The sequence below is a fragment of the Streptomyces tailanensis genome, from assembly GCF_008386495.1.
GTDB lineage: Bacteria > Actinomycetota > Actinomycetes > Streptomycetales > Streptomycetaceae > Streptomyces > Streptomyces tailanensis.
The window spans coordinates 67,708-73,924 of record NZ_VTHJ01000024.1 but is presented as its reverse complement, the minus strand read 5'-3'; the positions used below and the strand labels follow the sequence as shown (position 1 = coordinate 73,924).

Genomic DNA, 6,217 nt, shown 5'->3' with positions numbered 1-6,217 from the left:
CCCCCCCCCCCCCCCCCCCCCCCCCCCCCCCCCCCCCCCCCCCCCCCCCCCCCCCCCCCCCCCCACCACGCTCGTACGGGTGAGGCGGGGGGTCGTCGTATCGGCGATCACCCAGTCGGCGAAGCGGTCGTGAAGGACATGGGCCGCCCGGTCGAGGGCCGCTCCGGCGGGTGCGGTGAGCAGGGCCGTCGTCATGGTGTCCAGCAGGTCCATGAGGGCCGCGTGCCGGGTCGTCTCCGCGAGGTCGGGCAGGGGGCGGGCCGAGGGCTCGACGGAGGGCATGCGGTCGCCGGTGGGCTGCAGGACGACGAGGACGGCGTTGCGGGGCTCACCGCTGGGACGCAGCGCGGTGAGCGTGGCGCGCACCGGCACCGAGGGGCGCTGCTGGAGGTGCACGGTGAGGCTGCGGTCGCCCTCGCCGCGGGCCACCGCCGCCGCCTGGCCGCGGAACGCGATGCGGTCGGCGTGCGCGAGGAACCCGGTGAGCGGGCGGCCCGTCGCGTGACCGGACCGTACGCCCGTGAAGGCGGTCGCCGCCTGGTTGAGTCGACGTACGACCGTCTCGCGGTCGATCAACGCCAGTGGCAGCGGGAGCAGTTGGAAGACGGCCTTCAGCAATTGCTGTTCCTGAGCGGCGGACGAGGTCCCGCCGGACGGGCCGGATGTGGTGAGCCGCTCGTACCACGGCCACAACTGGTCGGCCACATGGTCGAGTTCGAAGATGGCGGCGTCCAGCACCGTCGGCAGATCGCCGGTCGGGACGGATCTGGCCGCCTTGAGTTCCGCGACGCGGCGCACGAAATCCGCGAGCTCCTCACCGAATTCGTCCGTCTGGGTCATGCGACGAACGTAACGCCTCGGAGCCGTGCTGGGGATGGCCGGAGGCAACACACGGGATTCCGTTTTCCGCGCCGGTGGACGGGAAGTCGACCGGAAGAGGAGGCTCACATCATGCCGGAAACCGAACAACTCGGCCGTCTCGGCAAGGAATCACCGGAGTCGGCCCTCCCGGGAAGGCGGCTCTCGGAGCTCGTGGAACAGGCCGCCCGCTGCACCCACGACTGCTGCGGCGCCAGCAGCCTGGTGTCCGAGGCCGGCCCCGAACGACCCGCCGCGGTCACCCACCCCGACCTCGCCGGCCTGGTCTCGGTCCAACTGAACTCGGGCGAGGGACCGATCCCGGCCGCGCTGGAGGCCGGCGAGCCCGTCGACTCGGCGGACCTGCTACGGGAAGAACGCTGGCCGGATTACCGGGCCGTGGCCCTCGACGCGGGCGTACGGTCCACTGTCACGATCCCCTTCAGGCGCTCCGGCCTGACCGTGACCCTCAGCCTCTACAGCTTCCGCGCCGGCGCCCTCGAAGACGCCCCGCACGGCTCCGCCCGCGCCCTCGGCGACCTCGCCGCCACCTGCATCGTCCGCGACCGCTCCTACCGCGCCGCCCTCACCGAACTCGACCAACTCGGCACCGCCCTGCGCTCCCGCCCCATCGTCGACCAGGCCTGCGGCATCGTCATGCATGTCCTCGGCTGCGACTCGGACGCCGCCTTCGCCGTACTCCGCCGCATCTCCCAGGGCACGAACCGCAAACTGTCGGAGGTGGCGGGCGCGGTGGTGGACAAGCGGGGCAGGGGCCTGGAGCGCGAGATGGTCTCACTTTCCAACTGAGTCCAGGGGCAGCGCGCCCTCTGGGGGCGCGGGGAACTGCGCGACCAGCCACGACGAGCCCGCAGCCCGCAAAACCCCTCAAGTTCCTACGGCGCTCAACGGCGAACCCCAGTGGAGCGAAAGGTCACCCACTTGGCGGCCCCAGGTCCCGCTAATGGCACCCGGCGGCGCGCGGTGCGCCGCCAGCCCCGCTCTGATGGACCGCACGGGGCACGGCGGTCGTGCCCCGCCCGCCGGAGCCGGCCGAAGGAGCCCCGCCCATGCGCCGCAGAGCCCATGTCCTGTCCGCCACCGCCCTGATCGGTGCCGTCCTGGGCGCCGGCGCCCCGGCCGCGTACGCGGAACCGGCGGCCCAGGTCGACCCACACGAAGTCGCCCCCGGCGGCACCGTCACCGTCTCCGTCTCCTGCGACCCGACCGGCGGCCCCGCCCCGGAAACGATCGACGCCAGTTCCCAGGCCTTCGAACAGGGCACCGTCAAGCTGCAACGGGTCCCCGGCAACGACGACCCCGCCGGCGGCCCCTCCTACCAGGGCACCGCCACCATCGCCCCCGCCGCCGACTTCGAGACCGGCCCCGACACGAAGGACGTCCCCACCGAGTGGGGCGTCGACGGCACCTGCCCGGCGCCGCCCGGCGGCAAGGAGAAACAGTGGAGCGCCACCTTCACAGTCTCCCTCGACAGCGTCCCGCACCACTCCCCGCACCAGCCCCCGCATGACCCCACTCATAAGCCCCCGCACGACTCCACTCACCAGCCCCCGCACGACTCCACTCACCAGCCCCCGCACGACTCCACTCACCAGCCCCCGCATGACCCCACTCATAAGCCCCCGCATGACCCCACCCACCACCCCACCCACCACTCGACGCACCGTCCCGCCCCGGTCGAGCACGGCGTCCACGCGGGCGGCGGCGGTACCTTCACCGACTCCGTTCCGGCCCTGGTGGCCGGCGGCCTCCTCATCGCGGGCGCGTTCGGCGCCGCCGTCCACCGCCTGCTCCGCCGAGACCGGGGGACGTCGTGAGGCGGTGGCAGCGCGGAGCCATGACAGGCGCAATCCGTACGGGCGCCCATACGACGCGCGAGCCCGGGTACTGAAAGGCCGAGGACAACGCGACAAGACTGCGCGGAGGCACACATGCGGCGGACGGAACCCGAAGGACACGGTCCCGTCCGCTACGGCCCGCCCCTCCCCGACCAGGGCCTCCCCGTCCTCCCCGAACTGGCCGCGGCGCTCTCCGCCGCCGCGGGCCGCCCCGACGCCGTACCGCCCGGTGGTGGTCCCGCGCTGCTGGGGGCCGCCTGCGGCTACTGGGACCGGCGCGGTCTGCCCACCGCACCCGATCGGGCCGTCGCCGCCCCCGGCGCCCCCGCCCTGCTGCTCGCGCTGACCGCCGCGATCGGCGGTGACGTCCTGCTCCCACGGCCGTGTGCCGCCTGGTGGGAGCCGGAGGCGCGGGCGCTCGGCAGATCGGTGTTCCACGTGGGCACGCCCGCCGACTGCGGAGGGGTACCAGATCCGTACGCGCTCCTTGAGACCGTGCGCCGGATCCGGGCCGAGGGCGGTGACCCCCGGCTGCTCGTCCTGTGCGTCGCGGACGACCCGACCGCCACCGTGGCGCCGCCCGAACTCGTGCACGAGACCATGGAGGCGGCCGTGGGGGAGGGGCTGTACCTGGTCAGCGACGAGACCTGGCGCGACACCCTGCACGACCCGCACGACACCGTGCTGCTCAGCCCCGCCGAGATGCTCCCCGACCGGGTCACCGTCGTCACCGACCTCGCCGGTCCCTTCCTGCCGCCCGGCTGGCCCGCCGCCGTCGCCCGTTTCCCGGCCGACGGGGACGGCGCGGGGCTTCGCGACCGCGTCCTCGACGTGCTCACCGCGCTCGGCGCCCGCGTCGCCACGCCGGTCGCCGCGGCCGCCGCGTACGCGCTGGACGAGCCCGCCCCCGTCACGGAGCGCCTCGCCGCCGCCGTACGTCTGCACGCGCGCCTCGCCGCCGCCGCGCACCGGGCCGTGGCCGCCGCCGGAGCGCTCGCGCTGCCGCCGAACGCCGGCCGGCACCTGTACGTCGACCTCGCCCCGCTACGGTCGGCGCTCACCGAACGGGGTGTCGGTGACGCCCAGGAGCTGGAGGACTACCTCACCGCCCGCCTCGGCCTGCCCGCACCCGGCGGCCACCGGTTCGGCGACGACCTCGGAGCACTGCGCGTCCGCCTGTCGACCGGCCCGCTCCTCGGCACCACCGACGAGGAACGGGCGAAGGCCCTGGCCACCTCCGACCCCTTGGAACTCCCGCACGTGGAACGCGCGTTGACGGTTCTCGGAGCAGTCTTCGAAGACCTTCGATGACGCAGGTGCCGGACCTTGGCACCCCAGTCACCTAAGGGGCGCGGGGCTGTGTCGATTTGCGGCTCCGCCGCGATGGGGGTCCCTCCCGCTCGAGCGAAGCCGAGAGTGGGGGAGCGACCAGCCACAATGAACCCGCAGCCCGCAAAGCACAACAAGCACCGAGCTCTCACCGGCCCTCAAGCGGAGCGCAACCGTCGCCACACACTCGGCACCACACTGATCAACAACGTCAACACCACCGCCGCCAGCACCCCCTCCCAAGGCTCATCGAACAACGACCCCCCAAGAATCCCGATCAACTGGTACGTCACGGCCCACGCAAGGCACGCCGGCAGATTCCCCCGCGCAAACCTCCGCAGCGGCATCTTCGCCAGCAGACACGCCAGCATCACCGGAAGGCGACCGGCCGGCATCAGCCGGGACAGCACGAGCACGGTCACCCCGTGGTCGTCGAGCTTCTCCTGGGCCCGCGCCAGCCGGTCCTCCGGCGCCCGGCGGCGGATCGCCTCCAGCCACCGCGAACCATTCTTGGAGCCGATCCCGCGCCGCCCCAGCCAGTACAGCGCGACATCCCCGAGGAACGCGGCGAGCGAGGCCACCACGAACACCAGCAGCAGCGCGAACGGTGCCGTCTGATGGAACGCCACCACGGCCGCCGAACTGACCAGCGCCCCCGTCGGCACCACCGGCACCAGCGCCCCGATCAGCACCAGCAGGAACAGCGTCGGATAACCGATCGCCTGCTGCGTGGACTCGTGCGGCAGCGGCGTGTTCGCGACGGACAGGACGATCACCGGGCGCCCTCCGCGACTGAAGTCGGCCGGCGTCTCATGGCGTTCCCCCCGGCCGTACGCTCTCGCCGTGCCCCAGCCGGTGCACGGCCACGTCTGGCGCACGGGAGGCCGCCAGGCGCACGAACTCCTCGCCGGGCGCATGGAATTCATGGGGGCGCACGGCGTCCAGGCCGATCGGCCAGTACGTTCCGTAGTGCACCGGAACCGCGCTCCGGGGCGCGAGCAGCGCAAGCGCCTGTGCCGCGCGCCCCGCGTCCAGATGCCCGTCACCGAGGTACGGCCCCCAGCCCCCGACCGGCAGCAGCGCCACGTCGACCGGCCCGACCTCCTTGGCCATCGACTCGAACAGCCCCGTGTCCCCGGCGAAGTACGTCCGCGCCTCGCCGTCGATCACGAACCCGAGGGCCGGCGAACGGTGCGGCCCGAACGGCAGCCGCCGCCCGTCGTGCCGGGCGGGCACCACACGTACGACCAGGTCACCGACCCTGACCTCGTCCCCGGGCGCCACCTCGCGGAGCAGTAGATGGCCCAGCTTGCGCAGCCCCGGCACCTGGCGCGGCGCACCCCTTGGCACCACCAGCCGGGTTCCCGGCGCGAGCCGGGCCAGGGAGGGGACGTGCAGATGGTCGGCGTGCAGATGCGACACCAGCGCGATGTCCGCGACCGCCGCCTCGGGCGGGGGCGGCGCGCCCCGGCGCCTGCGCAGATGCGCGAGCCGGCGCGCGAAGAGCGGATCCATGAGCACCCGTGTGCCCGAATCCTCCACCGTGCAGGTGGCATGACCCCACCAGGTGATCTCCACCGGCACTCCGTCCGCCTCCTTCGCGCTACTCCCCCGAGCCTACGGGCTGGAGTAGGGTCTGCGGCCCGGGCATGATCCGTCGGACGGCCCTGGACCCGGAGGTGAGGGGGACACCATGGGAGACAAGAGCGACGCCTACGACAACACGCCCCGCGCGAAGGTACCCCCGGGCTGCCCGGGACAGCCGGTGCGGGTCGCGGCCATCGCCAGTCTGACCCCGTTGGAGGAGCTGGAGGCGGAGCCCTTCCTGGTCGACTCCCGCGGTCAGCACGCCATGTGCGCCCGCTGGGCCGCCGAGCGCGGCTACGTGGTGACACGGGAGCTGCTCGTACGCGGGCTGCGCCCCGACCACGGCGCCCTGTGGGCCGACGTCGACGCCGGCCTCGTGGACCTCTTCGTCGCCCCCAGCCGCCGCGTCCTGGAACGCGCCCTCGCCTCCGTCGACGACTTCACCGCCGAGTGCGCCCGCCGCGGCATACGCGTCGAGACCGTCGGCCGCGCCGAACCCGCCTACGACGCCCAGATGAAGGCCCGCGTACACCGCCGCCTGTCCATGCCGACAGCGGGCTACGACGGCCGCTGAGCACCCCCTC

7 protein-coding genes are annotated in these 6,217 nt (G+C 73.6%); 4 read left to right on the top strand and 3 right to left on the bottom strand.

All coding sequences use genetic code 11. The features are described from left to right. Nucleotides 1-840: PAS domain-containing protein (locus F3T56_RS20890; protein WP_281291875.1), on the bottom strand; the 840-nt coding region annotated here is incomplete at its 3' end. A gap of 111 nt (nt 841-951) precedes the next feature. Between F3T56_RS20890 and F3T56_RS20885 the strand changes: the two genes are divergently transcribed. The 3 genes from F3T56_RS20885 to F3T56_RS20875 all read left to right on the top strand — a co-directional run bounded on the left by F3T56_RS20885 (nt 952) and on the right by F3T56_RS20875 (nt 4,028). Further along, nucleotides 952-1,668, top strand: a complete 717-nt coding sequence (locus F3T56_RS20885; protein WP_149826719.1) for an ANTAR domain-containing response regulator — start codon at nt 952-954, stop codon at nt 1,666-1,668. Between the two features lie 260 nt (nt 1,669-1,928). Continuing rightward, nucleotides 1,929-2,696 carry a hypothetical protein gene (locus F3T56_RS20880; protein ID WP_149826718.1) on the top strand — a complete coding sequence of 256 codons (768 nt, stop codon included), beginning with the start codon at nt 1,929-1,931 and terminating at the stop codon, nt 2,694-2,696. 114 nt (nt 2,697-2,810) lie between these two features. Beyond that, the gene (locus tag F3T56_RS20875) at nt 2,811-4,028 is read left to right on the top strand and encodes an aminotransferase class I/II-fold pyridoxal phosphate-dependent enzyme (protein WP_149826717.1); all 1,218 of its coding nucleotides are present in this window, start codon (nt 2,811-2,813) and stop codon (nt 4,026-4,028) included. Between the two features lie 176 nt (nt 4,029-4,204). Here F3T56_RS20875 and F3T56_RS20870 read toward each other — a convergent pair whose 3' ends face one another. Both F3T56_RS20870 and F3T56_RS20865 read right to left on the bottom strand, forming a co-directional pair. Beyond that, a complete protein-coding gene (locus tag F3T56_RS20870) occupies nt 4,205-4,822 on the bottom strand; it encodes a DedA family protein (RefSeq protein ID WP_149826716.1) in 618 nt (205 codons plus the stop codon). Between the two features lie 34 nt (nt 4,823-4,856). Beyond that, the gene (locus F3T56_RS20865; protein WP_149826715.1) at nt 4,857-5,630 is read right to left on the bottom strand and encodes an MBL fold metallo-hydrolase; all 774 of its coding nucleotides are present in this window, start codon (nt 5,628-5,630) and stop codon (nt 4,857-4,859) included. A 109-nt stretch (nt 5,631-5,739) separates the two neighbouring features. Here F3T56_RS20865 and F3T56_RS20860 point away from each other — a divergent pair, with 109 nt between their 5' ends. Then, nucleotides 5,740-6,207, top strand: a complete 468-nt coding sequence (locus tag F3T56_RS20860; RefSeq protein WP_246203727.1) for a hypothetical protein — start codon at nt 5,740-5,742, stop codon at nt 6,205-6,207. The last annotated feature ends 10 nt before the right edge of the window (nt 6,208-6,217 follow it).